The sequence below is a fragment of the Rheinheimera gaetbuli genome (assembly GCF_054781935.1).
The window spans coordinates 486,678-511,191 of record NZ_BAAGTL010000001.1; the positions used below are offsets into that span (position 1 = coordinate 486,678).

23 protein-coding genes and 1 tRNA gene are annotated in these 24,514 nt (G+C 46.0%); 15 read left to right on the plus strand and 9 right to left on the minus strand.

Features of this window, described 5'->3' with window-relative positions:
* Window positions 1-59 precede the first annotated feature (59 nt).
* The gene (locus ACYVIC_RS02300; protein ID WP_460856899.1) at window positions 60-2,102 is read right to left on the minus strand and encodes a DUF3987 domain-containing protein; all 2,043 of its coding nucleotides are present in this window, start codon (window positions 2,100-2,102) and stop codon (window positions 60-62) included.
* A 324-nt stretch (window positions 2,103-2,426) separates the two neighbouring features.
* On the opposite strand from ACYVIC_RS02300, the gene ACYVIC_RS02305 reads away from it, so the two are divergent.
* The 8 genes from ACYVIC_RS02305 (at window position 2,427) to ACYVIC_RS02340 (ending at window position 8,916) form a co-directional block, all read left to right on the plus strand.
* Complete coding sequence (locus ACYVIC_RS02305; RefSeq protein WP_460856901.1) at window positions 2,427-3,194, plus strand: hypothetical protein; 768 nt, start codon at window positions 2,427-2,429, stop codon at window positions 3,192-3,194.
* A gap of 112 nt (window positions 3,195-3,306) precedes the next feature.
* A complete protein-coding gene (locus ACYVIC_RS02310; protein ID WP_460856902.1) occupies window positions 3,307-4,224 on the plus strand; it encodes a tyrosine-type recombinase/integrase in 918 nt (305 codons plus the stop codon).
* Between the two features lie 2 nt (window positions 4,225-4,226).
* Entirely contained in the window at window positions 4,227-6,242 is a 2,016-nt protein-coding gene (locus ACYVIC_RS02315; RefSeq protein WP_460856904.1) for an AAA family ATPase, read from the plus strand.
* Window positions 6,243-6,274: 32 nt separating this feature from the next.
* Window positions 6,275-6,733 (plus strand): DUF6641 family protein, encoded by a 459-nt coding sequence (locus ACYVIC_RS02320; RefSeq protein WP_460856906.1) that lies wholly within the window; start codon window positions 6,275-6,277, stop codon window positions 6,731-6,733.
* A 56-nt stretch (window positions 6,734-6,789) separates the two neighbouring features.
* Window positions 6,790-7,236 carry a JAB domain-containing protein gene (locus ACYVIC_RS02325; protein ID WP_460856908.1) on the plus strand — a complete coding sequence of 149 codons (447 nt, stop codon included), beginning with the start codon at window positions 6,790-6,792 and terminating at the stop codon, window positions 7,234-7,236.
* 28 nt (window positions 7,237-7,264) lie between these two features.
* Window positions 7,265-7,672, plus strand: coding sequence for a DUF2787 family protein (locus ACYVIC_RS02330; protein WP_460856909.1), 408 nt, complete (start codon window positions 7,265-7,267; stop codon window positions 7,670-7,672).
* Window positions 7,672-7,959 carry a helix-turn-helix domain-containing protein gene (locus ACYVIC_RS02335; RefSeq protein ID WP_460856911.1) on the plus strand — a complete coding sequence of 96 codons (288 nt, stop codon included), beginning with the start codon at window positions 7,672-7,674 and terminating at the stop codon, window positions 7,957-7,959. Before ACYVIC_RS02330 ends, ACYVIC_RS02335 begins: the two co-directional genes overlap by 1 nt.
* Window positions 7,960-8,037: 78 nt before the next feature.
* Window positions 8,038-8,916, plus strand: a complete 879-nt coding sequence (locus ACYVIC_RS02340) for a DNA-methyltransferase (protein ID WP_460856913.1) — start codon at window positions 8,038-8,040, stop codon at window positions 8,914-8,916.
* 79 nt (window positions 8,917-8,995) lie between these two features.
* Here the strand turns inward: ACYVIC_RS02340 and ACYVIC_RS02345 are convergent, their stop codons facing one another.
* From ACYVIC_RS02345 to ACYVIC_RS02365, 5 genes are all read right to left on the minus strand, one after another.
* Window positions 8,996-9,769 (minus strand): hypothetical protein, encoded by a 774-nt coding sequence (locus tag ACYVIC_RS02345; RefSeq protein ID WP_460856914.1) that lies wholly within the window; start codon window positions 9,767-9,769, stop codon window positions 8,996-8,998.
* Between the two features lie 230 nt (window positions 9,770-9,999).
* Complete coding sequence (locus tag ACYVIC_RS02350) at window positions 10,000-10,764, minus strand: DUF6602 domain-containing protein (RefSeq protein ID WP_460856916.1); 765 nt, start codon at window positions 10,762-10,764, stop codon at window positions 10,000-10,002.
* Between the two features lie 57 nt (window positions 10,765-10,821).
* On the minus strand, window positions 10,822-11,751 hold the full coding sequence (locus tag ACYVIC_RS02355) for an AAA family ATPase (protein WP_460856918.1): 930 nt from the start codon (window positions 11,749-11,751) through the stop codon (window positions 10,822-10,824).
* On the minus strand, window positions 11,748-12,266 hold the full coding sequence (locus ACYVIC_RS02360; protein WP_460856919.1) for an HORMA-1 domain-containing protein: 519 nt from the start codon (window positions 12,264-12,266) through the stop codon (window positions 11,748-11,750). The genes ACYVIC_RS02355 and ACYVIC_RS02360 overlap by 4 nt, the downstream gene beginning before the upstream one ends.
* A gap of 8 nt (window positions 12,267-12,274) precedes the next feature.
* Entirely contained in the window at window positions 12,275-13,240 is a 966-nt protein-coding gene (locus tag ACYVIC_RS02365) for a CBASS oligonucleotide cyclase (protein WP_460856922.1), read from the minus strand.
* Between the two features lie 210 nt (window positions 13,241-13,450).
* Here ACYVIC_RS02365 and ACYVIC_RS02370 point away from each other — a divergent pair, with 210 nt between their 5' ends.
* Both ACYVIC_RS02370 and ACYVIC_RS02375 read left to right on the plus strand, forming a co-directional pair.
* The gene (locus ACYVIC_RS02370; RefSeq protein ID WP_460856924.1) at window positions 13,451-13,777 is read left to right on the plus strand and encodes a helix-turn-helix domain-containing protein; all 327 of its coding nucleotides are present in this window, start codon (window positions 13,451-13,453) and stop codon (window positions 13,775-13,777) included.
* A complete protein-coding gene (locus tag ACYVIC_RS02375) occupies window positions 13,761-14,594 on the plus strand; it encodes an ImmA/IrrE family metallo-endopeptidase (protein ID WP_460856926.1) in 834 nt (277 codons plus the stop codon). The genes ACYVIC_RS02370 and ACYVIC_RS02375 overlap by 17 nt, the downstream gene beginning before the upstream one ends.
* Window positions 14,595-14,609: 15 nt before the next feature.
* Here ACYVIC_RS02375 and ACYVIC_RS02380 read toward each other — a convergent pair.
* A tRNA-Leu gene (locus ACYVIC_RS02380) sits at window positions 14,610-14,696 on the minus strand.
* A 340-nt stretch (window positions 14,697-15,036) separates the two neighbouring features.
* Between ACYVIC_RS02380 and ACYVIC_RS02385 the strand changes: the two genes are divergently transcribed.
* Window positions 15,037-15,534 (plus strand): RDD family protein, encoded by a 498-nt coding sequence (locus ACYVIC_RS02385; protein ID WP_460856927.1) that lies wholly within the window; start codon window positions 15,037-15,039, stop codon window positions 15,532-15,534.
* Window positions 15,535-15,559: 25 nt separating this feature from the next.
* Here the strand turns inward: ACYVIC_RS02385 and lptG are convergent, their stop codons facing one another.
* Entirely contained in the window at window positions 15,560-16,627 is a 1,068-nt protein-coding gene (gene lptG / locus ACYVIC_RS02390; protein WP_460856928.1) for an LPS export ABC transporter permease LptG, read from the minus strand.
* A gap of 1 nt (window position 16,628) precedes the next feature.
* On the minus strand, window positions 16,629-17,741 hold the full coding sequence (gene lptF / locus ACYVIC_RS02395) for an LPS export ABC transporter permease LptF (RefSeq protein WP_460856931.1): 1,113 nt from the start codon (window positions 17,739-17,741) through the stop codon (window positions 16,629-16,631).
* A gap of 180 nt (window positions 17,742-17,921) precedes the next feature.
* Here lptF and pepA point away from each other — a divergent pair, with 180 nt between their 5' ends.
* From pepA to ACYVIC_RS02415, 4 genes are all read left to right on the plus strand, one after another.
* Entirely contained in the window at window positions 17,922-19,430 is a 1,509-nt protein-coding gene (gene pepA, locus ACYVIC_RS02400; RefSeq protein WP_460856932.1) for a leucyl aminopeptidase, read from the plus strand.
* The gene (locus ACYVIC_RS02405; protein WP_460856934.1) at window positions 19,430-19,870 is read left to right on the plus strand and encodes a DNA polymerase III subunit chi; all 441 of its coding nucleotides are present in this window, start codon (window positions 19,430-19,432) and stop codon (window positions 19,868-19,870) included. Before pepA ends, ACYVIC_RS02405 begins: the two co-directional genes overlap by 1 nt.
* A gap of 15 nt (window positions 19,871-19,885) precedes the next feature.
* Complete coding sequence (locus ACYVIC_RS02410; RefSeq protein ID WP_460856936.1) at window positions 19,886-22,741, plus strand: valine--tRNA ligase; 2,856 nt, start codon at window positions 19,886-19,888, stop codon at window positions 22,739-22,741.
* Between the two features lie 273 nt (window positions 22,742-23,014).
* The gene (locus ACYVIC_RS02415) at window positions 23,015-24,484 is read left to right on the plus strand and encodes a Na+/H+ antiporter NhaC family protein (protein WP_460856938.1); all 1,470 of its coding nucleotides are present in this window, start codon (window positions 23,015-23,017) and stop codon (window positions 24,482-24,484) included.
* Window positions 24,485-24,514 lie beyond the last annotated feature (30 nt).

The window sequence follows — 24,514 nt, forward strand, 5'->3', positions numbered from 1 at the left end:
TTGCACACTAATCACACTACGAAAAGCAGTTAGTGTGATTAGTGTTCGTTAACATCAGATTAATGCTTGAACATGTATTTAGTTGTTGGACGAACTTTCCAGAGAGTCTTCTTATAATCAACCTGGCGAGTTACCAAACCGAACGACAAAAGGTATTCTAAAAGCTTCTCAACCTTGTCAGTATCGCGATTAATCCCACGCCAGTTCCGCTGGGCAATATTGCTAGCGGTGAATTGTTTATCCTGTGGAAGCTCAAGCAACTTAAACAACAGTGATTCGGCTTCTTTGTGAAGGATGTCACTGTTTTCTTTGAAGGCCTTTTTTGCGTGTGAACGCAGATAAGTGATGGTGCACTGAGCTTGTTTAAGAGCTTTAAGACCAACAACCTTATCAGAATCATTGTTGAGACGCCCTGATTCATAGTTAATAATCAACTGATAAACCAGACTAACCTTAAGAATTGTTCCCGAATATTTAGACACGTGAGCAGCATAAATTGGAAAGTTCGCGCTCTCCTCAATATGCTTATTTAAAGCATTTACAAAACGGCTGTAGTACGCCGATGCTTCTTTCGATAGGTTAAATACGATCTTTTCATCAGGCTCAAACAAGCCAACCAGATACTTTTTAAGCGCAACTAAAAATTTTAGCATTTGTTTATCAGCATCAAAGGCGGGATTAGGCTTGTAGCTACTGCGAGAAGTCGCGTTATATACCGCAATTTGAAAGCGATTTATCAACCCATCATTGCTATTAAATAAGCTTTTTACTTCTGCTAGCAATACGTCAGGTTGAACATTCGCAATCATGGCTACAGCTGCGCTTTCAACAGATGAGTAGCCATACGCCCGAGCCTTTTTAATCTCCGCGTTTCCTGATTCAGACTGCATCAATTGCCCACGTAGAGTGGCATTACTTGGATTACTGAGTAGTTTAAGCGTACTACCTAGCTCATCAGAGTGCAGGATGACAGAAAATAAGTCTCCAGTAAGAAGGTCAATTAAACCTGCTGAGGTTGTATCCGTCACAACAAGGACTCGACCAATATGCTTCTTAGATTGAGCATCACTAGACAATATTTCTACGTTCTGTCGCATGGCTGCTAAAGCATCGATGTTAAGTGCGCTTTGGGTTTTAACAGCTTGCTTAATCTCTGTGTTCATCTCCAGGATGATGGCTTTATCAGCCATCCGTTTTAACTCATTGAAAAAATTTTTGGCTTCAACAGTCTCTTGCGAAAGTTTAAAACGTTCAAAAAGGTTAAACACTTCATTTTGGGTAGGCGTTTTACCTGTCCCCGGCTTACCAATTGAGAGACTCCACATAATTGGCGCTAAGCGACTCGAATTGTCTGAAGAAACGACAAGTACCTTGGCAACCATCGCACCAATAAATGACATTGTGGTAGCAAAAACATAGTCATATGTTTCAAGGGCACCGATCCTTTGGACCATTGAGAAGTGATAGAGCAAAGACGGCATTAGTTTCTCACTGAGAGGAATAAGCTCTATCATTTTTGGCTTGAACTTTTTAGGTTTGATCGCCTCATCGACACCAAAATCTGAGGCAAATGTATACATGTTAACAGCAGGCTCTAGTCGATTAATGCTATAACAGCCAGCATTAATCTTGAATGATTTGCTAAATTTGAAATCCAATTTATCCGTTGATTCCCGCGCCTCCTTTAGCTGTCGCCATTCTTCACGATTACCCTCAATCAGATACACAGCTTTAATTGAGTCATCACTTTCAACAAAAAAATGCGCCTTTGCATGAAGTTGCCGAAAGCGCTGTAAATTGGTTTCATCAAGTTTCGCTGTGCTTGAGGCGAAGAAAAACGAACCTTTAGTAAGGTCATCAGCAGCCGAAATTGAAAAACCCACTCGCTGTTCAAGAGATGCCATAGCAAACTCTTTTTTTGATGCAGACTCCAGATTGGAGCGGTTAAGGGTAATATCAAGATTTTCCGGGGCAAAAGGTAAACCAACGATAGCAATAATAGCCTCTTCACTTGCACCAGAAGTACGTTCCTCAGGAGGCGGCAACTGTTCACCCAATGTCTGTGTTTCCGCACAATTTTTTGCTGCAATGTTTTTGCTCATATATCTCTCCGACTAGATAGCTAAATAATGTCTTAAGACGAACCATTTCGCTCTTGACGGGGGATAAGGTATATTTTTGCTAAGGTAAGCGAATCTGGCTAAGTTCGGCAAAAAATTGCTGACAAATCAGACCAGATTAAAATATTGATATATAAGATTTTTTCTAAGGACTATTGATTTCATTTTTGTTGTGCTTTACTCAAAAAGAAAGAAGCACATACTTAATCCCACAAGAAAAGGAACTGATTTAACCATATTTTTCATACAGATAGAGGCAAAACCTACAGATTAAAATTTTTGCCAGAAACTTAAGGGTGACACGCTATGGGTAAGAAGAGAAAGTACGGAACGGAAGACAACAGAGTGGTGTTAACAGCTAAAAATTCAATGCGACTTCACGCCAAGCGTTGTTTAAAGCTAAATCCTGCAGGCCCAAAATCTACACCTTTAGAAGCCATTGATTTTTATAAAATCCCCTCAAAGCAGAAAAGCTACTCTGAAGACGAACACACCTTTATTTTCAATCTGATTACCAACCCTAAACTTAGCCCATTAGCAATTAAAGTTGGAATTTGGTTATTCATGCACATCCGTCCATTAGATGATTCGGCTTTACTTGATCTTACAGGGAAAAGGGTGAGAAACAGAGAAAGCATTGGTGAATTTGGAGAGATATATCTTAGCGGATTTTCAAATACGGTAATGGACTCGATTGGCACAGAGCAAGCTATACCTATTTTACATGAGTTAGCTAAAGATCAGATTTCATTATCAAAGGATGAGCTTCTTCACGCGTTATTCGATCTTCACCATTTCCAATATGTGACAGTGACAGAGGTGTCATACAGAACTAGTCAACAAGGAAGAAAAGAATGGAAAGAGCAATTGCAAAAGTTGCCCAAGAAGGAGCAGGATAATATTAATGATGAGCTTCGAATTCTAGATTCTAAAGCAGAATATGTTCTAGTCGAGCTGACAACCAAGCTTACAACCGACGACTATAGTGGAAAATGGTTTCCGCTGTCAGAACCAGAAAAGGATTTAGCCAAGCCGATTTTGAATCTCAAAAGTCTGCAATTAACCGTGTCATAAATACCACTCGCCATTCCACCCAGACCAGCGCTACCATAGTGTAGCGCTCTTTCTTGTGCATCCTTTCTTACCCTATTTCATTCTGATTATCACTACTTAACGAGGTGCTCTTATGAGTACAGCTTCGCCGTATTCGCTTTATTTAAGCAGGCTATCGGCTAACAGCAGAGCGTCTATTGCATCACAGCTTCGTAGCATCGCTAGAATTATGGATTGGCCGGAAGATGATGTTAACCGGTTTCATTACATCAACTATCAGGACATGTTGCAGATACGGGCGATGTTGCAGCATGCTGGCTGGTCGGCACGTTCGATTAACCGGGCACAGGTGGCTATTCGCAGTATCGTCAAAGTCGCGGTCATGATGAAGCTAGCCGATAGCGAGCAACTTAATCAGCTCAGTAGCTTAAGTAAGCTAAAGCATGCCGAATACCCCGGCACAGCGCTGACCAAACAGCAGGTTCAGGCTCTCTTTGCCCTGCTTGAACGCTCTGTTACCCCGACCGGCATTCGTAATGTTGCGCTATTCGCGGTACTGCTGGGTACAGGGCTTAGGCGCAGCGAGCTGGTTGCACTTCAGCTTAAAGACGTGGATATCAACAAACAGACCCTGCTGGTTCGTCACGGTAAGGGCAATAAGTCACGCACCGTGTTTCTGCCCGATTGGTGCCTGAACTACCTACAGCGCTGGTTAATACTGCGCTCAAAGCAGCCGGGATACCTGTTTTGCTCGATGTTTATAAGTGGCGCTGTCACCCTTGATAAGCCGTTAAGTGTTTGGCTGGTGTATAGGCTAATCAAAGACAAGTTACATCATATTGGTGTCGAGAATGCCTCACCGCATGATTTACGCCGCACCTTTATTACCCGCTTGCTTGAGCAGAATGTTGATTTGAACACAGTCAGGCAGATGGCCGGTCATGCGTCGATTACTACCACGACCATTTACGATAAGCGCGATATGCAGTTTATGCAGCAGGCGGCTAAAGCGCTTAGCTATGGCAGTGGTAACGGCAAAAGCGGGAGGTAAATATGATTGCCCCACCCAGAACGCCGGTGCCCTGTCATTATCTGGCCGCGTTTTATGCTCGGCAGGTAATTAGCCTGATTGATGTTGATATCAACATCACCAATGTTAACCGCACTATCTTAAAGCGCATCACCGGCCATGCAGTAGAAGGCAACTTAGAGCTTAATACCGACATCGCACTTAAACATCTAGCCGTTACTGATACCGCGCCTGAACTTACTGCCCGAGTTGAGCGGAATTTAGCGACACTTTGCACTTTGTTTGGCGTTGATGCAGCCTTTGGTCCTGCCCTGGGCTTTTTGGTGCTCATCAATATCAATCAGGGGCTTAATCAGCTGGTGGATTTTGTTGGCGGTTACTTTGAAGAAAAAGCGCTGGAGACGCTGCTATGTAACGTGTCCGGCTTAAGCGCTAATGATGTGAGTGTTGGTTTGTCTGTCATGCAGCAAAACGGCATTTTGATTGTTGACCGCTACCTCAATGAGCTGCAGGACATCACAATGCCGGCCAGTATGCTGTATGTGCTGACCAGTGAAGATATCGAGAGTAAAGCGCAGCTATTGCAGCATGTACTCTGCCCAAGCTCAGCGATTGATTTAACCACAGATGATTTTAGTTATGTCGATGTGGCACTGCTGCAAGGGTATCTGGCAGAGGCCATCATTCAAAAGATTCGTGGCGTGAATATTCTGCTTTATGGTGAGGCCGGTAGCGGTAAAACGGCCCTTGCCAAAGTGCTGGCGCAAAGCCTGTCGATACCACTTTATGAAGCCCGAAACATGCGCATGGACGAAGGGTTTTTGTCTAACGAGTTTGGCGCAAAAAGCTCTGACACCCAGCGTATTCAGTACATCACCATGCTGCAAAGCTTAATGGGTGGCAGCGACATGATGTTACTAGTCGATGAATGCGAGAGCTTGTTCTATAGCGCGGATACGCATTACTCCAAAGAGTCCGTGCATCGGCTGCTTGAACAAAATGCGGTGCCAACGATTTGGATAACCAACTACGTTGGTGAGCTAGAAAACAGCTTTATTCGCCGCTTTAAATTGGTGATGCCGGTTCATGCACCTAAAGATGAAGTGCTGGAGAAAATGAGCCGTGCGGAGTTTAAAGGCTTAGGGGTTAGCAGTGAGTTTCATGCGCGGCTAAGTAAAACCCCAAACCTGACACCGGCGCTATTAGCCAATGCCTCCCATGTGGCACGAACGCTGGGCGTTAAGCGCAGTTTGGCGCAAGGCGTTATCGATGATGTGATTGAAAACAGCCTTACCGCCTGTGGGTTATGGGATGACAGTATGCGCTATCAGGAAGAGTTGGCGTTTGATATGTCGCTACTGAACATCAAGCAATCTGCATCTGTGTTAAAGCAGATTAACCATGCCGTTGCTAATAACGCGCCTATACGGGTGTTGATTAGTGGCCCACCGGGTACAGGTAAAACCGCGCTGGCGCATTACTTAGCCGAGCAACATAAGCGGGAGTTAAAGCGGGTATTAAGCTCAGATGTACTGAGCAGATATGTCGGTGGCTCGGAGAAACAAATCGCCAGGCTATTTCAGCAAGCACACCGCAACAACCAAATGTTACTGCTTGATGAGGTCGACAGCCTGCTCACCAGTCGGGAGCGACTAAACATGCACCACGAGCGGCAAGTGGTGAACGAACTGCTGGCGCAGCTTGAGTGCTTTAGCTATCCGCTCTTTGCTGCAACTAATTTCGAAACGGCTTTAGATAGCGCCATATTGCGCCGCTTTGACTTCAAGCTGCAGTGTGACTACTTGACTGCGCCGCAAGTGTTAACGCTGTACAAGCGCACTGTGAGCGTCCAAACGCTATCAACATCAGAGACTGAGCAGCTTAGTTCGCTTAGCAGATTAACACCCGGCGATTTTGCACTTTTAACCCGTCGTTTGCGCTTTAGTGCAGCACACGAACATCGTCAGTTAGCGCTTGCCGTACTGACTGATGAAAACAACCGCAAGCAACCTAAAACCCCCATCGGCTTTGTGCAATAGCCACTAAGCCAACACCATAAGGAAAACACACTATGTCTATATTGAGTTCGCTCAAGGTTATCGCTCGCCCAAAAATTGAGCCCAAACCACCTATCTTAGGCAAACGCTTAAAGCTGATTGAAAAGCTGGATGAACAGCAAGCAATGGCGCAGGCTATGTTAGATGGTCAGGCTTATGAAGCCTATAAAGATAAAAAGGTGAAAGACCCCGATACCGGTGAGCGCAAAACCGTACGTACACGCAAAGCTGTTCGCCCCTGGTACTTTGATGACAACGACCACTACTACTTTGAAATCAAAGTCGGGCTGAAAACGCTGGAGCTGGAAAAAGGCAAAGCGGCAATTGATGTCGGTAAGAAAGAGGATTTACCTACCGTTATTAGCACCATCATCAAGGCGGTAGAAAGCGGTGAGCTGGATGCGCAGATATTGCAATTGTCACCGGCAAAACCCCCGAAACAACCTAAAGCCAAAACCATGGATAAGAAGTGATGCGATATGGCCGGTCAGTGTGCCGGCCAAAGTTTAAGAGGTTTTGGAGGTGAGGAATGCCAACCTTACGCGAAATAGATGTGAAGTACCGTTTCAAAGAGATCGACTGCGACATTACCGGCATGCCAGTGCATCAACCTGCAGCCATAGCCCGACTGTTCGACTACCTGAAGTATGAAACGAAAGAAGTCTTTATTGTCGTTAACCTAACCAAGCAGCATGACATTAACTGCTTTGAGGTAGTGGCTACAGGCAGTGTTGACGCCGTCACAGTGCGACCGGCTGAAGTACTGAGAACCGCAGTCATTCTAAATTTAAAAGTGGTGATGCTGATCCATAACCATCCGTCAGGTAAGACCGACACGAGCCGGGCAGATATCAGCATTACCCGCCACATCATAGATGCGGCAAAAACACTGGATATCACAGTACTAGATCACATCATCATCGGTCTGAACCAGTACACCAGCTTACAAGAAACCCATCCAGAAATTTTTCAGTAAGCATCCCATCAATTCCGGAGTAAACACTATGCGTATTCAATACGAGGGCTTAGCTTTGCCTGTTTCAAAGCGATTTATCGAAGAGCTGATTAAAGTTATCGAACCGCACCGAGAGCCATTAGCAGAATTTGTCTGCGTAAACTTTCGGGACCCGAAATTCAGTGCAGAAGATGGCGGCTACCACCCGGTTGAAATACTGTTGACCGGCACCAGTGGCCGTTATGACATCTGCTACATCACTGACTTCTGCTATGCCGGTATTGGTGATTGTGCGGAGCTGGTGAAATCACTCGATTTTGAATTCATCGCGGGCACCTTTCAGGATATGACCGGCTACTACCCTATTGAAGTCGCCAGAGAAATCTACCCGATATGGGAAGAGAACTTTTTAACCTACTGGCTGGATATGGGGGTTTTTGAGGTGGAGGTAAGCTGATGGAAGCGTACAAACCAAAAAGGGGCGAAGCCCACTTAAAAGCTAGCCCGAAACGTATTGCTCTTGGTAATTGGCTGCGCGAGCAGCGAAAGGTTAAAGGTCTTACTATGCGTGACATGGCAGCGATCAGCGGTTTACCTCATAGCTACTTCGGCAAGATTGAGCAGGGTATTCGGGGGCTCGATATTCTGGAGTTTCTTGAATTGTGTTGTTGGCTTGATAAGTCACCAACTAAAGAGCTTGGATTGCTTATAGAGTTTATCAGAAAAGCTGAACTTAATTCGTAATCACTGTATGATTGTACATATCTACATACATTAGAATTCGGGCTTATTTTAAGCCCTAATCTGATTTGAGAAATACTTATGACCCAATTACTCACAGATTTATTTGCAGAGCAACCAGCTCCTGACGAGCAGACGAGTTCATTTGGTAGCAATGGTAAAATTATTCCGGGAGATGCGCTTGCTAGGCTACGTGAATTACCTAGCAATTCTGTGAACTGTTGTATCACTTCACCGCCATATTGGGGCCTTAGAGATTATGGCATTGATAATCAGATTGGTGCCGAACAAGACCTTAATGACTTTTTGAACAAACTTGTCGAAGTTTTCAGGGAAATGCGCCGCGTTTTAACCGATGATGGTACATTCTGGTTAAACATTGGAGATAGCTTTACAAGTGGTGGTAGAACTTGGCGGCAATCAGATAAGAAAAATGAAGCTCGTGGCATGGATTACAGACCGCCAACACCGGAGGGCTTAAAACCTAAAGACTTGATCGGAGTTCCTTGGAAACTGGCGTTTAAGCTTCAAGAAGACGGCTGGTATTTGAGAACAGATATAATATGGCATAAACCAAATGGCCAACCTGAATCAGTTCGTGATCGACCAACGCGCGTTCATGAATTTGTTTTTATGTTTTCCAAAAAAGAAAAGTACTTCTATGACGTTGATGCTGTCAAAGAGCCTTCTGTAGACGGCAAATCAAGACGACTTAGATCAGTTTGGTCTATCAATACAAAACCTTTTAAAGGCGCGCATTTTGCCGTATTCCCGCCTGAACTGGTGCAATATTGCATGCTCGCAGGATCTAAGAGAAATGATGTAATACTAGATCCATTTTTCGGGTCCGGAACTGTCGGAGTGGTGGCAAATCAACTTGGTAGACAATGGTTAGGTATTGAACTTAACGAGGAGTATATTGAGATAGCCAAGAAACGAATTTTGGTCGAGCGTTTTTAACCCCACATCTTAAAATAAAGGCACGAATATTTCGTGCCTTGTTAACTGGCTTACCACAAAATGTTGAATTGGTGAGAAGTTAGAATTCCCAAGACGCGTGATGAATACAGACGCTTTTGTCTAAATGCTTAATCTGCAACTTCCGTTCACCACCGCCATCAAAATACAGCGAAAATATCGGGTTTCCATATTTATTGGTTACATAGCAGTAGCCTGGTTTAGGAAATTGCTTACTATCCATTTTTAATTCAAATCGGCCATTAAGACATTCAAGCAGAATCTCTTTGGGGATCTCTACAAGTTCATAATAGCGACTAAAACTGGAGTTCACTTTTTTCCCATTTAGATGGCGCAGAACTAGAATTCGATCATATCCACCCAAATGCCTAATAAACTCTTCAGCAAGTTCAACTAGAACTTGCTCTCTCTCAATTTCAAACTTTTCTTTGTTACCCCAATTGGCGTTCTTACCTAACTCCATCCACTTTGAAATATGGACCATATCAAACGATGAGTTTTTAGCTGCTTCTGTTTTCAATGAAAACTTCTGGCCTGCAATCTCAATGTCATAGCCGGGGTTTCCCTGACGAGATAAATCAGCCTGACCACCTGTAGTGCTAATGCTTTCCTTTAATCCATGTTCAAAGGCAAACTTAGAAAAAGCCGAGGTGGTAAATGCGTGATGCAATTTCATCTGCAAGCCCAGATAAGATGCACTACCTTCATTCAGGATTTTGTGGTTTGAGGGAACAAGCTCGTTCAAAACGAATTTGTGGGGGACGTTTAATGCTCTCTCAACAGAATTGAGAATAGACTGTTGAGCAGCAGAAGTTTTGCTGGTATCGATGATCATAATAACTCCAATATTTACGGTCGGTATTTCAACCCCATTTGTTTCATGCGAGCACACAAGTCTGAGACTCGATTCGCAGCGCTTGGATAGAGTCTATATCTAAAGGAGTTTTGTCAATAACATTGGGAATGTAGAAAACTGGGGGGTAAGGTTCCGAAGAAACTCCAAATAGCCCGCTCGACCATCATTCAAGATTTGCAACAGATTAGTTTTTCTTCGCTTCGTGAGATTCATTGAGAGCTTGTCTCGCTCATAACTTCTGCATACTTATTCCAATCAACTGCGGGAACAGTCCCAAGAGACTGGAGTTTCTGAAGCAACCTAAAAATGAAGTAAGCTAGCGAATTTTTTGCTGGGCCGAAATGATTAGCCCCTTCAAAAACGTCGAAAGACTTATCAGATAATGCCAACACAAAATCTAATTTACGCTGGCCTTGTAGTTCAACAAAATTGCTTAAAAAAGAACCATCATCAATACCGTTTTTCCAGCTGACTCTTGGCGCAATAATTCCAGAAATTATGTTAATGGGGGGCTTCGCTGGATACTGCCCACCTGCATGAATTATAGGTATCGTTGTTCTTTCAAGATCCCTGACAGACTTTGCTTTATTTCCTGCATAGTCAAGGTATGACTTATTTATTTCTGGCTTTATCTCCAAAATACAGTAAACAGCTTCTGCCGGAATATAGCGGTGTGATTGTTGATCTAAAAGCGTTGGAGTGTATTGATTATCAAATATGACGACATCTATTTGATGACTACTTTTCCCATTGCTATCAATAATGATGCCGGTATCTACTTCATATCGCTTGGGCAAATAACGGCGTAATAGTTTAATAAAATGCTGCTCGTTAACATCTCCCATCACACCGTCATGTGAAATGGTTTTTGAAGCAAGTTCCAACTGCAGCTTGATAACTTCTTGCTCCGCTGCAAAAGCATTTCTTAAAAACAGCTTACCGTCGATAGCTGCTTGCGATTTTGCTTTATTCATATAAAACCTTTTTAGCCAAACATCAATGGTGTAAGAGAGAACAACAAGGAAAAGAACTTATTGACTGTCCTCTAAAAATGGCTTCGTTGGAATTGTCTGGCCAGCTATCTCTAATGCTCGATGAGCGCTTATAGAACTATTTGGGTACGCATCCAATACAATCGACGGAATTAATCGCTGAGATATATCCGAAAATGTGAAGCCATATTTCCTATCACCAGTTGCACCAGTCAGCTTAGCCAATTCGGCAATATCCTTTACAGACAATCCAGTAGGTTTCAAAAGGTCATTAAGTAAAGCAGCTCGTTGCTCCAATGTAGGTCGCTGAAACTCTATAATCTCGGCAGCACGTCTCCGGATAGCGGGATCAAGGGCATTAAGCCTATTGGTGCACATTATAACTGCAGCAGGTAATTTCCCTTGCGCTAGTCTGTCTATTCCTCTAATAAAAGCATTTACTCCCGCCCGGTCTTCATGGTGCATTTGTGTCGCTTCACGCGATTGAGCAAGAGCATCTGCCTCATCAATTAATAGAATCACGGCTCCTCGAGAAACGCCATTTGGCGATTTCAATTTCTCCGCTTCAATAATTGTTTTATCAAATGCCGCTGACACCAACTGCGTCATTTCACCTACACGGCCCTGTCCTCGAGTACTCAGACTCATCGGCAGTAGAGTGATTTCGATATCCTCTTGCCGAGCAACTGCATCGCCTATTGTCTCCGCAAGTTCAGATTTACCCGAGCCAACATCACCTGCCAGAACAATAAGTGGTGGCCGCCGAAGAACTGTATCGATTAGAAATGAAGCGTCAGGATGTACTTTCTGAAGCCAGTTCTTTAGACCGTTTGGATTTACTAGTAATCCGAGCAGCTTTGTGAGGCGGATTTTTCTGTCATCCATACCAACCAAACGCGATAAGCGTTCTTTCGCTGATATGTCAGGAAATATAGAACGTCTTTCAAACAATTCATTAATATCGGTCATTGGTATGCCCTTACTGAAGATCTATTTAATGCGCAACCACCAGCACTATAGTTTCTGTCCTGTTCCAAGTATCCATTGATGCTTGGAATAGGTGCTCCGACTCGTTTTATAGATAATTGACTTTCAAATTCTGCTTGCTGCTGCACTGAAAGCGCATGCCATTTGTCGGTGTACGTTAAATAACTTTTGAAAGTAGCACCTGAAACATCTTTATTCGGTCGCACTTTGCCCGGATCATCATCAATCACGCCACTAGTTATGTCTGAAGCAGAATAAAATAATGACGGTTCAATCCACCCACCATCTCTTTGGAAACCATATTTAACGCTATCTAAATAGCCATTTTTTAACAAAAGAGTTAGCTCTTGTTCGAAATTGACGATTTGCACGTCAGAAGGGCCTGTCGGATAGAATCTCTGTATACGTTTGAGATCGGTTGCAACCTTTGATGCTAAGTGTTTAGCATGCGTCAAAGTAAAGGTCTGAGTACTGGATTGAGTAAAACTAAGTGTCATATTTCACCTCATACGTCAAAAGTTGAACCGAAAACTTTTTGCCAATAGTAAAGAGTTTTCTCTTTAGTTGTGGCTGCAAGGGCGGCATCAATTGCGTCTCCGGCATCCAGAGCAGCTTCTGCAATAACATCAAGGTTCTTTGCTGTATATAAATTTGCAACATTATTTGATGCGTTAACAGGGTCGATGATTTGACAGGGTTCAGAAAAACTTCCAACTAAGGTTGGGCTGTAATAGTCACCAAAGACAATTTTGTTTTTGAGCTCACTTGATGCCAAATAAGTGAAAAAACTTTGCAATGCCTCAGGGTAGTCAGAAATGTCTAACCCTTGATCAACAAGATGAGCAAGTATTAGTTCGACCATAAACGATTTGAATCTAAAATCACTTCGTTCACGCTTTTCCTTTCGAGCCCAAAATTTAACAAGCCTTACAACTTGAGAAAAATGGGTATGATTTGCACTTTTCCTTTTGCGGATAAACTCAAGATGCATAGGTATACTTGTTTCAAGAAATGAGCCATTTTCCTGACTTACCAAATTACCTTTCCAAGTCTTATCACCAGAGTAAAGGATAGGAACAATATCAACATCCAATCCTGACCCTCGAAAGGAAACAGTTATACTGTATGTCTGGGGCTTGACTTGGTCTGGCGAAAAATTGGGAAATGCTATCCTTAATTTCTCAGCGACAAACTCCAGCAGAGCTTTAATATCCCTAGGAGCATCGGCACCAGAAATGTAACAAGCCATATCAACATCGTTAAGCGATCTAAGTGCTGTACCTTTTGCCAAACTACCTGACAGCATGACCCTTTTGATTGAAAAATCAGGGTGTGCATCGATATAACTTTCTAACTTTTCAGCCAACCGTCGTGCTTGTGCACGATATTCATCTGCTTTTTCTTTAGGAAGGTTCACTTTGTCATGTGCAAACCTTACTAAGTCTTTATGATCTACATGTGTGCGTGCCATTAAGCACCTCCGTCTCAACATACCTTAACAAGGGCTTCTCTAACTTCTGCTCACATGTTTTCTCTAATTCGAAGTGAAAAACGGTGAAAGTAACACCATAAAAGCAAATAAAGTTCAGAGTTGCGAACAAGTAAAACATGGATATTTCCTGTAGTCAAGCCTATAATGTAAGTCTATACCGAACTTTTGAACGAATTGAGGTACGCCATAATGAGCACAGCTCTGGCAGATAAAATTAAGGATTTAAGAAAATCTAAAGGATATACTCTGGAGAAACTTGCAGAGTTAACAGGGTCCAGTAAAAGTTATATTTGGGAATTAGAGAATAAAACACCTCCAAGACCATCAGCAGATAAGCTCGGGAAAATTGCCGAACAACTTGGTGTAACTCTAGAGTACCTGCTAGACGGCGATGGTAGCCTAACAATTGAAGATGCTGCCGATGCTCTGTTTTACAGGAAGTATAAGCAGATGGATGATAAAACAAAGGCTAAAATCCGTTCTATAGCCGAGTTATGGGATGACGACTCTGACTAAACAACTTAGCCCAGTACGATGGGCATACAAACTCACAAACATTCTCAACGCAGTACCTGGCTTAGCACGATTTCCTGTTGATGTTAAGTTAACAGCGGAGGAGATATCTAGAACCTTATACCCTGACGACCCGATTTCAATGATAAAAGGTGCGTCATTACCAAACTTTGAAGCGGGTTTGTTTAAAGCTCCGGCTCCCAAGAAAGGATGGGGTATCATTTATAATAAAGATATCGTCTCTTCTGGACGCCTGAATTTCACCCTAGCGCACGAGTTCGGGCATTACCTTATTCATAGAATAGAGCATCCAGAAGGAATTCAATGCGGCGAACAAGATCTAGTCCGTTGGGACTCTGAATATCGGCAGATGGAACATGAAGCAAATGTATTCGCTGCAAATCTCCTAATGCCGCTGGACGACTACAGAGTTCAAATATCCGCTAATGTAAAAGCTGATTTTGAGATGATCAGTCATTGCGCAAACAGATATGGAGTGTCACTTGTTGCGGCAGTATTGAAGTGGTTAGAGTACACAGAAAGCAAATCCATTTTAGTTGTATCTCGGGATGGCTTCATTTTGTGGGCTAGGTCCAGTCAACCTGCATTTAAAGCAGGTTTCTATATAAAAACATCGAATCGACCACCTATACCCGTTCCTGCAAAGTCTTTGGCCGCAGATGGAGTAATCTTTGGGCTTTTACCTAATACGACTAGGCACAGTAATGACGTGTGGTTTGGGGAACATTGTGAAGAAATAGCAATTAATTCAGAACTTTATGATTTTAAGTTATCTTTAATTCACTTGAATAGATACTGATTTCTATGTGTATATTGGTGCCTAGGGCCGGACTCGAACCGGCACGTTGTCGCCAACGGTGGATTTTGAATCCACTGCGTCTACCAATTTCGCCACCCAGGCATTGAGAGGACTTTTTCTTTTGTAACTAACCTAGTTACAGGCCTTTGCAAAACTTTGCAAGGGCGCTGCACTTTTAATAACTGCTGAATCGTAGACTATTCAACGAGTTATGTCTACCCCACCCCTAAGACGCTTTGCATTTTGAATCCGCTGCGTCTACCGATTTCGCCACCCAGGCACTGAGGGATATTTTGAGGTAAACGCCTGCATTATACGACGCGAATTGTGATGCGCAAGCGAATTTATGCCACAGCGGTTTAGTTGCGCAAAATTACAGCAGCTTCGAAAAAAGCAAAGTGCATGCTACACTTGCGCGGTTTTTTTACTGGCGGATAACACTATGTTTGCTGATGCACCCCGCGCGGGTTTAATGCGCCGTTTGGCGGCGATAATGTACGATTGGTTAATTTTAGCCGCGCTGTGGATGCTGGCGATGGGATTGGCGATGGCTGTTATTGCTTTGCTAAGCCAGCTGGGGCTAATTTCACTGGCCGGTTACACAGACTATGCCGATGTGGTTACCCGGCATAAAATTTGGTTTCAACTGTATTCGGTGTTGTGCTTTTTCTGGTTTTATTTGTATTTTTGGTGCAAAGGCGGCCAAACTCTGGGCATGCGCGCCTGGCGTATGCTGTTACTTACTCAGGACAACACCACGATAAGCTTTAAACAAGCCTTGCTGCGTGCAGTAACGGCACTGTTTGGCATTGGCAACCTGTGGCTGTGGCTGCGCTGGGGTAAAGGCCTGGCGCTGCAAGACCAGCTAAGCGGCACTCAGGTGATAGTGTTAACCAAAGAACAAAGCCGGCAGCTTAATTTGCATAAAGCGGCGCAATAGCCGCGTTAGCCTACGCGATGTATAACTAGACTTTTTTGCGCATAAAATAAGCAGATAAACCAATAAACAGCAGGCTGGGTACTAAAGCACCAGCCAGTGGGGGCAGCTGATACACCAGCGCCATCGGGCCAAATACCTCATTGGCCATGTAAAAACCAAAGCCGGTTAAAATACCCATCAGTACCCGGGCCGCCATGGTAACGCTGCGCAGCGGGCCGAAAATAAACGACAGTGCCATCAGCAACATAGCAATAATGGTTACCGGCTGTAAGGCTTTGCGCCAAAACGCTAATTGGTAGCGGCTGGTGTCCTGGGCATTTTGTTGCAAATAATCAATATAATCGGTTAAACCGCGTAGCGACAGCATTTCCGGTTTAATAGTAACAACCCCGAGTTTGTCTGGCGTTAATGACGAGGCCCAACGCAGTTGCGGCCATTGCTGTTTACCAATACGTTCAGGTGTGAAGTTAAGCTGGGTAACCTGCTGTAGCTGCCAGGCATCACCACTGTAAACCGCCGCACCGGCGCTAAGCACCGACTGCAATTGCAACAGCTCATCGAACTGATAAATAACCACATCACTGAGGTTACCAAAATCATCTACTTTGCGGATATTAACAAAGCGGTCACCATCTTTGGCCCACACCCCTTGCTGGGCGGCAAACAGGCTACCATCGGAAATAGCTTTAGTGCGCAGCTCCCTGGCTGCTTTATCACTTACCGGCGCACCCCACTCTGCCACTGCCATCATTATCAACATCATCACCAGTGAGGTTTTCATTACCGAACTGATAATATTCAGCCGTGATAAACCTGCGGCCTGCATCACCACCAATTCGCTGCTACTGGCCAGCATGCCCAGACCGATCAGGCCGCCTATCAGCGCCGCCATCGGAAAAAAGGTCACTAAATCACCCGGTACGCTGTAAAGCGTAAACAAGGCAGCGTGCACCATATCGTAGTAGCCACGGCCTACTGAACGCATCTGATCAATAAACTTAAACATGGCCGAAATCACCAACAGCACACTCAATGTCAGCATTGAGGTGCTTAAAATGGTTTTGCCGATGTAAACGTCAATAATTTTTAACATGTTATTCTCTGCCCGCCAGCCAGGCATGCAGACGATTCGCACTGCGTCTGTTGCGCATAATCAACACTGTGCCCATTAACAAGGCGCTACCGTGCAGCCACCACATACCGAACTGAGCTGGAATTTTGCCATCTTCTAAGGCTGAGCGGGCGATAATTAGCAGCGAGTAATAGCCCAGGTACAACAATAAGGCTGGTAGCAGGCGGCCAAACTTACCCTGGCGTGGGTTCACCCGGCTAAGTGGCACAGCAATCAGGGTTAACAGCGGAATAGACAGCGGAATAGCAATACGCCAATGCCACTCAGCCACCGCTTCGTTACTATCAAGTAGTATCAGTTCGCTGGTTGGCACGCTGCCCAGTTTACGCCGGCGCTGCTCTACCTCTTGCTCACGAATTTGAATTTGGTATTGCTCAAACTCGGTTATTTCAAACGCCGGCGAGCTGACATCGCCGGCATAGCGACGGCCCAGATCCAGTTGCAGGCTTTGCGCACCGCTGGCATCTTCGCGCACTATTCCGCCTTGCGCATACACCACCGACATATTAGCATCACTGCCGCTGCCAGTAGTTTGTGCTACAAACACCTTATTAAGGCGGCCAGCTTCGCTGCCGCGGCCAACGTCATGCACAAAAATAACGGCTTTTTCATTCGAGGTATGCTGAAAGCGCCCCGGCACCACCGACATTAAACCAGCACTGGCATCGGCTTTTTCCAGCACCTGATATTCACGCTCTGTGGCCCAGGGGCTTAAATACAGTGTGACGCTGCCCGCAGCAACGGCCAGCAATAGCGATAATATCAGCGTAATACGCGTGACATACCACTCACTTACACCCGTGGCATGCAGTACCGTCATTTCGCTGTCGGCATAAACTCTGCCATAGGCAACAAGAATACCAATAAAGGCACTTAACGGCAGAATAATAACCGCCAATTGCGGCAACTTCAGTGCCACTATGCTCATTACCAACTGACCAGGCACTTCGCCCTCTGAAGCATCAGCCAGTATTTTGACAAAGCGCTGACTGACAATAATGGTCATCAGAATGATAAATACCGCCAACTGAGACTTAAACACCTCAGCTAACAGGTAACGAAAAATAATCAACACGCCCCCTAAAAACCTTCCATTTTGCTGGAACCCTGGCGATTTTTCAGTAAACTTGATATTTATAGCAATTATTATCGACCAAACAGCAGAGAAAACCGAGCTTTTTTATAATTTCGCGGTAGAATTCTGCCAATAATGTGCCCGCTATGTTAGCACAGTCTATTAGAATCAGGAGTTAGTATGGAGTTCAGCGTAAAAAGCGGAAGTCCGGAAAAACAACGCAGTGCATGCATTGTTGTCGGTGTGTACGAACCACGTCGTCTTTCCGCTGTAGCAGAACAACTGGATAAAATCAGCGAAGGCTACATTAGCAACCTGTTGCGCCGTGGTGATCTGGAAGGTAAACCCGGCCAGATGTTGCTGTTGCACCATGTACCCAATGTATTAAGCGAACGTGTACTGCTGGTTGGCTGTGGTAAAGAACGTGAGCTGGACGAGCGGCAATACCGGCAAATCATTGCCAAAACCATCAGCACATTAAATGAAACCGGATCAATGGAAGCGGTATGCTTTTTATCCGAGCTGCACGTTAAAGGCCGTGACACCTACTGGAAAGTGCGTCATGCAGTGGAAACCACGCAAGATAGCCTGTATGTGTTTGATCGCTTAAAAAGCAAAAAAGATGAAACCCGCCGCCCGTTGCGTAAAATTGTGTTTAATGTGCCGACCCGTCGCGATCTAACCATCGGCGAAAAAGCGGTAGAACATGGTTTAGCCATTGCGGCCGGGGTGAAACAATGTAAAGACGTTGGCAACTTACCGCCAAATATCTGCACGCCACAGTATCTGGCTGAGCAAGCTCAGTTACTGGCCGAAAGCAGCGCCAAAATCAGCGTTGAAGTGCTGGGGCCGGACGAGATGGCCAAACTGGCGATGAACTCTTACCTGGCAGTAGGCCGTGGCTCAGTTAATGGCCCGCGCATGGCTGTCGTGCGCTATAACGGTGCCGGTAATGACAGTGCCCCGGTAGTGCTGGTGGGTAAAGGCCTGACCTTCGACTCTGGCGGTATCAGTTTAAAGCCAGGCGATGGCATGGATGAAATGAAATACGACATGTGCGGCGCCGCTTCAGTGTTTGGTACCCTGCATGCGCTGGTGCATTTAAACCTGCCCATTAACGTTATTGGCGTACTGGCTGCTGCCGAAAACATGCCGGATGCTAACGCCTATCGGCCGGGCGATATTTTAACCACTATGTCAGGCCAGACGGTTGAAGTGTTAAACACTGATGCCGAAGGCCGGTTGGTGTTGTGCGATGCCCTTACTTATGTAGAGCGCTTTGACCCTGAGCTGGTAATAGACGTAGCGACGTTAACCGGCGCTTGCGTTGTTGCCCTGGGTAAACATGCTACCGGCTTGTTAAGCAACCATAACCCGCTGGCGCACGAAATACTCAATGCCTCTGAGCAAAGCGGCGATCGCGCCTGGCGTTTGCCATTGTGGGATGATTATCAGGACCAGCTGGAAAGCCCTTTTGCTGATTTCAGCAACCTGGGTGGCCGTGCCGCCGGCACCATTACCGCGGCCTGTTTCTTGTCACGCTTTACCCGCAAATATAACTGGGCGCATCTGGACATTGCCGGTACTGCCTGGCGCAGTGGCGGTAAAGACAAAGGGTCTACCGGCCGGCCGGTGCCCATGTTAACCCAGTTTTTAATTAACCGGGTTGGCCAGCAACAGGATAATTAATGCAAGTTAGCTTCTATCTAAGCGATGATAGCCAACAAAATGAGCTGAGCACTGTGCCAGCTCATTTTGCTTTAGCCTGCCGCTTATGCGCTGACTTGTACCGCGCCAAGCAACGGGTTTTCGTTTATACTGCCGACCAGCAACAGGCTGAAGCGTTCGACGAACTGCTATGGCAGTTTGATGCCGAACGCTTTGTGCCACACAACCTGAGCGGTGAAGGGCCAAAGTATGGCGCACCGGTAGAAATAGGCTGGCAAGCTCCGAGGCAAAACCGTACGGTGCTAATTAATCTGACCAGCGAAGTACCGGCGTTTATCAGCCGGTTTTCACAGGTTATCGAATTTGTTCCCAGTGCTGAGGCCGACAAGGTGCAAGCGCGGGAACGTTTTAAGCAATATCGTCAGCAGGGCATTAATCCGCAAACCGTTAATGCGCGCTGAGCTACAGGTACTATCATGGAAAAAACCTTTAACCCAACTGCAATAGAGCAGGCAATGTATCAGGCCTGGGACAGCAAAGGCTATTTTAAACCCAGCGGCGACAGCAGCGCTGGCAGCTACTGCATTATGATCCCGCCACCAAACGTCACTGGCAGCTTGCATATGGGCCACGCGTTTCAGCAAACCATTATGGATGCTTTAATCCGCTACCAGCGCATGCAGGGCAAAAACACCTTGTGGCAAGCCGGTACTGACCACGCTGGTATTGCTACCCAGATGGTAGTCGAGCGTAAATTAGCTGCCGAAGGCCTACCTGGCCGCCATGCACTTGGCCGTGATGCCTTTATCGAAAAAGTCTGGCAATGGAAGGGCGAATCAGGCGGTAATATCAGTGCACAAATGCGCCGCCTCGGCAACTCGGTAGATTGGCAACGCGAACGTTTCACCATGGACGAGGGCCTGTCTAACGCCGTACAGGAAGTGTTTGTACGCCTGTATGAAGACGACCTGATCTACCGCGGTAAGCGCCTGGTAAACTGGGACCCGAAATTACACACCGCAATCTCAGATTTAGAAGTGGAAAACAAAGAGCAAAAAGGCCAGATGTGGCATTTGCGCTATCCGCTTGCTGACAACGCAGCAACCGCCGATGGTAAAAATTATCTGGTTGTGGCCACCACCCGGCCAGAAACCATGCTGGGCGATACCGGCGTGGCAGTTAACCCGAAAGATGAGCGCTATCAGGCACTAATTGGCAAAGAAATACTGCTGCCGCTGGTTAACCGCCGTATTCCAATTGTGGCCGACGAGCATGCCGATATGGAAAAAGGCACCGGTTGCGTCAAAATTACCCCGGCACACGACTTCAACGACTACGAAGTCGGTAAGCGCCAGCAATTGCCTATGATAAATGTGATGACGCCAGATGCCACTATACGCGCTGAAGGCGAGTGCTTTCATCCGAATGGCGAAGCCAACACCGCCGTTACAGCAGCTATACCGGCCGAGTATCAGGGCCTGGACCGTTATGCTGCGCGCAAAGCCATTGTTGCCGCCTTTGATGCAGCCGGCTTGCTGGAAAAAGTAGAAGATCACAACAACACCCTACCCTATGGCGACCGCAGCGGTGTGGTGATAGAGCCACTGTTAACCGATCAATGGTATGTACGGGTTGCGCCACTGGCAAAAACCGCGACCGAAGCGGTTGAAAGCGGCCAGATCGAATTTGTACCCAAGCAATACGAAAATATGTACTACAGCTGGATGCGCGACATTCAGGATTGGTGTATTTCGCGCCAGCTATGGTGGGGCCACCGTATTCCTGCCTGGTACGACGCAGACGGTAAAGTCTATGTTGGCCGTGACGAAGCTGAAGTGCGTGCCAAACATGGTTTAGCCGCAGATATTACCCTAAGCCAGGACAACGACGTATTAGATACCTGGTTTAGCTCAGCGCTGTGGACGTTTTCTACTTTAGGCTGGCCGGACAATACCGACGATTTAAAAACCTTCCACCCAACCGACGTTTTAGTTACCGGCTTCGACATTATTTTCTTCTGGGTGGCGCGGATGATTATGATGACCATGCATTTTGTTAAAGACGAGCATGGCAAGCCACAGGTACCGTTTAAAACCGTCTATGTTACCGGCCTGATCCGTGATGAAAACGGCGATAAAATGTCTAAATCCAAGGGCAATGTTATCGACCCGCTGGACATGATAGACGGCATCAACCTGCCGGATCTGCTGGCCAAGCGCACCAGTAACCTGATGCAGCCACAGTTGGCAGAAAAAATAGCCAAAGCCACCGAAAAGCAATTCCCCGATGGTATAACCGCCAGCGGTACCGATGCACTGCGCTTTACCTTAGCCGCACTGGCATCTACCGGCCGCGATATTAACTGGGATATGAAGCGCTTAGAGGGCTACCGTAATTTCTGCAATAAACTGTGGAACGCCAGCCGCTATGTGCTGATGAACACTGAAGAACAGGATTGCGGCTTTAATGGCGGCGATATGCAGCTGTCACTGGCTGATAAGTGGATACTGGCGCAGTACCAGCAAACGGTTAAACAGGTTCGGCAGTACTTTGATACTTACCGCTTTGATTTAGCCGCCACCGCCTTGTATGAATTTACCTGGAACCAGTTCTGTGACTGGTACTTAGAACTGACCAAGCCAGTACTGTTTAAGGGTAATGAAGCCCAGCAACGCGCTACCCGCCATACGCTGGTAACCGTACTAGAAAGCCTGCTGCGCTTAATGCACCCGATTATGCCGTTTATTACCGAAACCATCTGGCAATCGGTAAAACCTTTAGCCAACATCAGCGCTGACAGCATTATGCTGCAAGCCTACCCGCAAGTGGATTACAGCCTGATTGATGCCACGGCAACTAACGATCTGGAATGGCTAAAAGCCGTGATTACGGCTATTCGCAACGTGCGTGGTGAAATGAACATTGCACCCAGCAAACCGCTAAGCATACTACTGCGTAATGTAAACAGCGAAGAGCAGCGCCGTTTAAGCGAAAACGAGAGCTTTTTGATGAACCTGGCTAAGCTGGAACAGATCACGCTACTCTCAGCAGATGCAGCGGCGCCAACCAGCGCGACACAGTTAATCGGTAGCATGGATTTACTGATCCCGATGGCCGGTTTAATTGATAAAGATGCCGAGCTGAGCCGCATTGCCAAGCAGCTGGAAAAAACCCAGCAAGAGTTGGCCCGGGTGGCAGGCAAGCTTGGTAATGAAGGTTTTGTTGCCAAAGCACCAGAGGCAGTGTTGGAAAAAGAACGCGCCAAGCAAGCCGAGCTGGAGCAAGCGGTAGTCAAACTGCAGGCCCAGCACGCCGAAATAGCAGCACTGTAACCGCACCGTTCAAGGGGTCAGAGTCGTTGAAAGCCGGATATACAAGTATCCGGCTTTTTTTCGTATTGCGTGGAACCTTGCTGCGCATTTCAAGTGCTCTGACCCCTTGAAAATCTTGCAGTTGTAGAAAACAAAATTTTTGCTATGATTGCGCGGTATTGCGCGCAGCACAGCTGATATATGCAAGGAACCGCTCCGTTGAGTTGGGTTATCTGCTGCAACGGTTCACTTAACTTTTATCCGGCGTGCCGGAGTTAACTTTGAGAATAATAAATGATGTCAGCAGATACCCTGGTCGAGAGTCTCGCCGAACCTGTTGCAGCGGCGGTCGAAGCGGCCGCTGTTAGCCCAACTGCACTCAGTTTAATTCCACCTCTTGTAGTATTGGCATTTGCTATCTGGCTAAAACGGCCAATACTGGCACTTATTTTGGGGGCCGCAGCAGGCTTATTGTCAATAGGCAGCCCGGGCGACGCGTTGTTTAATCTGGGGGAAACCTCAGTGCGCGTGATGCAGGATGAAACTATCGGCTGGTTAATCCTGGTGTGTGGCGGTTTTGGCGCCTTAATCGCCCTATTGGTACATACTGGCGGCGCCTTTGCTTTTGGCCGTATGGCTCAACGCTATGCCAGTGGTCGCAAACCGTCATTGTTTATGACCTACCTGCTGGGGCTGATTATCTTTATCGATGATTATCTCAATGCGCTTACCGTCGGTGAGACCATGAAGCGGATAACCGACAAATTTAAAGTGTCACGCGAAATGCTGGCCTATGTTGTTGACTCTACCGCTGCGCCAATGTGTGTACTGGTGCCTATTTCAACATGGGCGGTATTCTTCGGCGGCTTGTTGGTGGCCAATGGCATAGCGCCGGTAGACGACCCTAATGGTATTAAAACGTATATCTCTGCTATCCCCTATATGTTGTATGCCTGGCTGGCACTTATCCTGGTACCTTTAGTTATTTTGGGCATTATGCCGTTAATAGGGCCAATGAAAAAAGCTGAGCTGGCAGCGCAGCAGTCCAGTTTTATCAGCGATGCACCGGCAGAAATAGCCTCGTCACATACTCATACCAGCGATGACTTTGCCGTAGAGTCCTTTGAAGAAGAGTTTGATGCCTCAGACAAGAAAACCGGTAAGCTGTATAACTTCTTATTGCCAATGCTGATGCTGATTGCTTTTACTGTTTGGTTTGATGCAGAGATCTGGCCGGCGTTAATTCTGACGTTTATTATTACCATTCCAATGTATATGGCACAGCGATTAATGCCTTTTACCGAGATGATGGAGCTGATGATGCATGGTTTTAAAACCATGCTACCGGCTATTTGTACCGTGATCGCCGCCTTTGTGTTTAAAGATGTCTGCGACCAGCTTGGTTTGCCGCAATACATTATTGAAAACCTGGCGCCCTATATGAGCGCGCAACTTCTACCAGCACTGGTGTTTTTCTCCATGGCAATTCTGGCCTTTGCTACCGGCTCGTCCTGGGGTATTTTTGCCGTGTCTATTCCTATTGTTATGCCGTTGGCGTTTGCAGTAGAAGCTAATATTCCACTGGTAATAGGCGCCCTGTTATCGGCCAGCTCTTTTGGTAGCCAGGCCTGTTTTTACAGTGACTCCACCGTATTGGCAGCACAAGGCTCGGGTTGTAACTTGATGAGCCATGCGCTAACTCAGTTTCCGTATGCCTTTATGGCGGCTGTACTGGCGTTTTTTGGCTTTATTGCGCTGGCCTGAATTGGCATTTAACCATCAAAAAAGGCGCTT

Excerpts from the sequence above, each read along its gene's own strand:
- ACYVIC_RS02300 (WP_460856899.1), bottom strand. The coding sequence starts at position 2,102 with ATGAGCAAAAACATTGCAGCAAAAAATTGTGCGGAAACACAGACATTG.
- ACYVIC_RS02305 (WP_460856901.1), top strand. The coding sequence starts at position 2,427 with ATGGGTAAGAAGAGAAAGTACGGAACGGAAGACAACAGAGTGGTGTTA.
- ACYVIC_RS02310 (WP_460856902.1), top strand. The coding sequence starts at position 3,307 with ATGAGTACAGCTTCGCCGTATTCGCTTTATTTAAGCAGGCTATCGGCT.
- ACYVIC_RS02315 (WP_460856904.1), top strand. The coding sequence starts at position 4,227 with ATGATTGCCCCACCCAGAACGCCGGTGCCCTGTCATTATCTGGCCGCG.
- ACYVIC_RS02320 (WP_460856906.1), top strand. The coding sequence starts at position 6,275 with ATGTCTATATTGAGTTCGCTCAAGGTTATCGCTCGCCCAAAAATTGAG.
- ACYVIC_RS02325 (WP_460856908.1), top strand. The coding sequence starts at position 6,790 with ATGCCAACCTTACGCGAAATAGATGTGAAGTACCGTTTCAAAGAGATC.
- ACYVIC_RS02330 (WP_460856909.1), top strand. The coding sequence starts at position 7,265 with ATGCGTATTCAATACGAGGGCTTAGCTTTGCCTGTTTCAAAGCGATTT.
- ACYVIC_RS02335 (WP_460856911.1), top strand. The coding sequence starts at position 7,672 with ATGGAAGCGTACAAACCAAAAAGGGGCGAAGCCCACTTAAAAGCTAGC.
- ACYVIC_RS02340 (WP_460856913.1), top strand. The coding sequence starts at position 8,038 with ATGACCCAATTACTCACAGATTTATTTGCAGAGCAACCAGCTCCTGAC.
- ACYVIC_RS02345 (WP_460856914.1), bottom strand. The coding sequence starts at position 9,769 with ATGATCATCGATACCAGCAAAACTTCTGCTGCTCAACAGTCTATTCTC.
- ACYVIC_RS02350 (WP_460856916.1), bottom strand. The coding sequence starts at position 10,764 with ATGAATAAAGCAAAATCGCAAGCAGCTATCGACGGTAAGCTGTTTTTA.
- ACYVIC_RS02355 (WP_460856918.1), bottom strand. The coding sequence starts at position 11,751 with ATGACCGATATTAATGAATTGTTTGAAAGACGTTCTATATTTCCTGAC.
- ACYVIC_RS02360 (WP_460856919.1), bottom strand. The coding sequence starts at position 12,266 with ATGACACTTAGTTTTACTCAATCCAGTACTCAGACCTTTACTTTGACG.
- ACYVIC_RS02365 (WP_460856922.1), bottom strand. The coding sequence starts at position 13,240 with ATGGCACGCACACATGTAGATCATAAAGACTTAGTAAGGTTTGCACAT.
- ACYVIC_RS02370 (WP_460856924.1), top strand. The coding sequence starts at position 13,451 with ATGAGCACAGCTCTGGCAGATAAAATTAAGGATTTAAGAAAATCTAAA.
- ACYVIC_RS02375 (WP_460856926.1), top strand. The coding sequence starts at position 13,761 with ATGACGACTCTGACTAAACAACTTAGCCCAGTACGATGGGCATACAAA.
- ACYVIC_RS02385 (WP_460856927.1), top strand. The coding sequence starts at position 15,037 with ATGTTTGCTGATGCACCCCGCGCGGGTTTAATGCGCCGTTTGGCGGCG.
- lptG (WP_460856928.1), bottom strand. The coding sequence starts at position 16,627 with ATGTTAAAAATTATTGACGTTTACATCGGCAAAACCATTTTAAGCACC.
- pepA (WP_460856932.1), top strand. The coding sequence starts at position 17,922 with ATGGAGTTCAGCGTAAAAAGCGGAAGTCCGGAAAAACAACGCAGTGCA.
- ACYVIC_RS02405 (WP_460856934.1), top strand. The coding sequence starts at position 19,430 with ATGCAAGTTAGCTTCTATCTAAGCGATGATAGCCAACAAAATGAGCTG.
- ACYVIC_RS02410 (WP_460856936.1), top strand. The coding sequence starts at position 19,886 with ATGGAAAAAACCTTTAACCCAACTGCAATAGAGCAGGCAATGTATCAG.
- ACYVIC_RS02415 (WP_460856938.1), top strand. The coding sequence starts at position 23,015 with ATGATGTCAGCAGATACCCTGGTCGAGAGTCTCGCCGAACCTGTTGCA.